Raw genomic sequence first — 234 nt, 5'->3', positions numbered from 1 at the left:
CCTTCGCTCCACAAGGGCTCTTGTGTCGAGCAGCCGGTCTGCTGGAGCGGCTTCAACAGGGGTGAAGCGCAAGCTGCTCTCGCGGTGCCCGACATTTAGCTGTCGCATCTTTTCTTGATCCAGCACGCGGCGCCGCAGGCTCAGTACGCGTTTGTACGAAACCAATAGCGCTGGGATCATCTGGCACCAGGTGATGTGTCATGATCGACGCAATCTTTTGATTCGGTCGACGAG

Annotated in this window: 1 protein-coding gene; it reads right to left on the bottom strand. The window is 57.7% G+C overall.

Going from position 1 to position 234, the window contains the following annotated elements; genetic code table 11:
• Window positions 1-52 precede the first annotated feature (52 nt).
• A partial coding sequence (locus SB658_RS27665; RefSeq protein ID WP_410603779.1) for a hypothetical protein occupies window positions 53-234 on the bottom strand: 182 nt, incomplete at its 5' end.

It is taken from the genome of Bacillus sp. SIMBA_008 (genome assembly GCF_046535495.1).
In the GTDB taxonomy this organism is placed as follows: Bacteria; Bacillota; Bacilli; order Bacillales; family Bacillaceae; genus Bacillus; species Bacillus subtilis.
Note: the sequence above shows the minus strand (reverse complement) of the source record. Positions and strands in the feature narration are given on the sequence as shown.